2 protein-coding genes are annotated in these 2,764 nt (G+C 59.3%); both read right to left on the bottom strand.

Annotated elements, in window-relative coordinates; genetic code table 11:
• Nucleotides 1–1,928: ATP-binding protein (locus tag HKN37_13185; GenBank protein ID NNE47601.1), on the bottom strand; the 1,928-nt coding region annotated here is incomplete at its 3' end.
• Between the two features lie 29 nt (nt 1,929–1,957).
• Nucleotides 1,958–2,380: a VOC family protein gene (locus tag HKN37_13180; protein ID NNE47600.1), complete on the bottom strand. Its 423-nt coding sequence runs from the start codon at nt 2,378–2,380 to the stop codon at nt 1,958–1,960.
• Nucleotides 2,381–2,764 lie beyond the last annotated feature (384 nt).

Raw genomic sequence — 2,764 nt, 5'->3', positions numbered from 1 at the left:
TCCCGCAGGCGAATCCGAAAATCTCGTTCGCTTTCGTCAGGATCGGATGCCACCCCGAGTCCCGGATGGAGAAAGGATGTGACCCGCTCCTCTCGATAGAGCCAGTCGGCGAGGTCCTTTTTCCATGCGGTGTAGTCTCGCGCCTTCTGCGCCTCCGCTGGAAGATCGCCGAACGATGCATTCTTGTCCGGCTCAGTCCGAAGGCGATCGACATCGATGTCGACCCGCTCGGCATCTTCCCACTCAACAGGTGAGACGGCGCCTGCCCTGACCTCTGCGAGAAGAGCGATTTCGCGATCGGTTTCGATCCCACGCTTCCTGTCCTGAAAATGGACCGACGCTGTTCCGATAACCCTCGGCTCATAGTGCGTCAAATCTGCAGATCCGGAGGGGAGAAATCGTTGGGTCACGTCCGGCGGGACAACCGGTCTCGATTGCGTAGCGGGCGCACTCGCCGGAGCCTTCGATGACGTTCGCGCCGCTTCCGTCGCCGCGGAAGCCACGGCGGTCTGGCGGTCCTGCATCAGCGACTTGATCTGCGTTCGCGTCATCGGTCCCCTGAGATACGACATTGCCCAGCGGGTATGGAAGATCTCGGGAGCGGGTTCGTGCACGTTGTGCATCAGAAAAACCCGCTTTCCGAGGCCCGCGAGCACACGCTCCATCTCCCCGCGATCGAACTCGCCACCGCCCGAAGCTCCTTCAAGTCCTTCGAGAACTCGCATCTTGTCGCGCTCCGTCTGGAGTCGGCCGATGAACCACGTACCCGTGTTCGACAGGCCTTTGTAATCCAGGTCGACCGGGTTCTGCGTGGCGAGCACTACGCCGAGTCCGTATGCGCGCGCCTGCTTGAGCAACGTCAGCAGCGGCTGCTTTGACGGCGGATTTGCCACCGGCGGCATGTATCCGAAAATCTCATCGATGTACAACAAGGCCCGCAGGCTCGTCGTACCCGGTTTGGTGCGGATCCACGAAAGCGTTTCGTTCAGCAGGAGTGAGACGAAGAACATCCGCTCCGCCTCCGACAGATGCGCAATAGACAGGATGGCGACGCGCGGTTTTCCGGAGTCGTCGTAGAGCATCTTGTCGATGTCGATGGGCACACCCGTCATCCATGTCTCGAACCCCGGCGACGCCAACAAATTGTTGAGTGCCATCGCGAGTTCAAAGCGATCCTTCGGTGGGAAGAATGAGTCGAGGTTCATCACCCCGATTCGTTCGAAGGGCGGTGTCTGGATGGCCTGGATCAGTGATCCGAGGTCGAGTGTGAGCCCATCGTTCCAGGCGTTCTCGAGCAGATTTGAGATCAGAATATGTTCGCGGCTGCGCAAGGGATCCGCATCAATGCCGAGAAGCCCGAGAAGTCCTGTGGCGGTGGACGAGATCCGGTCGTTCAACAGATCACGATCTTCCCGAACCTGTTCGGATGGCGGAGCAAACGACGACAGGATGGACACGGGGACACCGGCTTCGCTGCCCGGAGTGTAGATCGTCACATCTGCTGCGTCGCGGAGCTTGCGGACCCGATCGGGGCCCTCGCCCCAGCTTGCCAGACCGTTCTTCCAGAGATCCGCCTGTTTTGCCGCGAATTCTTCCGGCGAAAGGTTCTTCTTCCTCGCGTCGTCGATGTTGATCCACGGGAGGAACTCGTCGGGCGAGAGGTTGGGGAAGGTGAGCATCAGGTTGGGGATGTCACCTTTGGGGTCGATGATCAGCGCGGGGATCCCGTCAATGATTGCTTCCTCCAACAGCGAGATACACAGACCCGTCTTCCCGGAACCGGTCATCCCCACGCAAACGGCATGCGTCGTAAGATCCTTGGAATCGTAGAGTAGTAGGTCATCGAGCATCTCGCGCTCTTCCAGGTCGTAGGATCGACCGAGATAGAACTCGCCCAGTTTCTCGTAGGCTTCGACGGGGATATCCATGCTGCAATTAGTTCGGTGTGATTTGAAAGTCAGGGCATCTGAATGATGCCGAAGAGGTTGCCGAACGGGTCTTCGACGGTCCCGACAAGGACGCCGCCACCAACGTCATTCACGCCGGCGACCTCGGTGGCTCCGAGGGTCATCAGTCTGTCGTACGTGGCGACAACGTCATCGACTTCCCAGTATACCCACATGCCTCCGCGACCCGGGCGGGCGAGGGCGGTGTCGGGGTCAAGTCCAAGCTCGAAATCGCCGACCTGGAAACCCACATAGAACGGCTCGTCGAAATACGGCTCGATGCCGAATACCGCCGAGTACCACGCCTTTCCTACTTCGAGATCCGGCGTGACGTAGACGACGGTCTTTACGCCTTTGAATTCCCTGGTTGCGGCGGGTTCGTTGGTGCACGCCGCGGCGACCAGGAAGGCCGAGACAAGAATCAGTTTCCTCATGAAACGAAGATACACAGCGCGCGACATCATCCGAACTTTCCGTGTCATCCTGGCCCTCGCGACGCCATCGCACGTCTCGCTACGTCATCGAAACCATTTTGGCGTCATCCGAGCCTTAGCCACACCATCGAAAGCCACGCTACGTCATCGTAACCATTTGGTGGCATCCAAGCCCTGGCCGCGCCATCGCAAGCCACACTTCGTCATCCCGGACGAAATGAGGGACCTTTGGCGGACGGTTGTAGTCGGTTTCTACCCGAAGACATGGACCCTTCCGGAAGCACGTTGCAACATCCTTTGCGGACGATGACGAAGACGTCGAATTCACGGTGCGGCCTTCTGCGAATCTTAACCGCGGAGCCGTGAACCCGCTTCTTCCTCTCG

This window comes from Rhodothermales bacterium, assembly GCA_013002345.1.
Classification (GTDB): Bacteria; Bacteroidota; Rhodothermia; order Rhodothermales; family JABDKH01; genus JABDKH01.
The sequence above is the reverse complement of the archived record's forward strand: the minus strand, read 5'-3'. Positions and strand labels throughout refer to the sequence as shown.

Bases quoted from the DNA above. Each gene is read 5' to 3' on its own strand.
- HKN37_13180 (NNE47600.1), bottom strand. From the start codon at position 2,380: ATGAGGAAACTGATTCTTGTCTCGGCCTTCCTGGTCGCCGCGGCGTGC.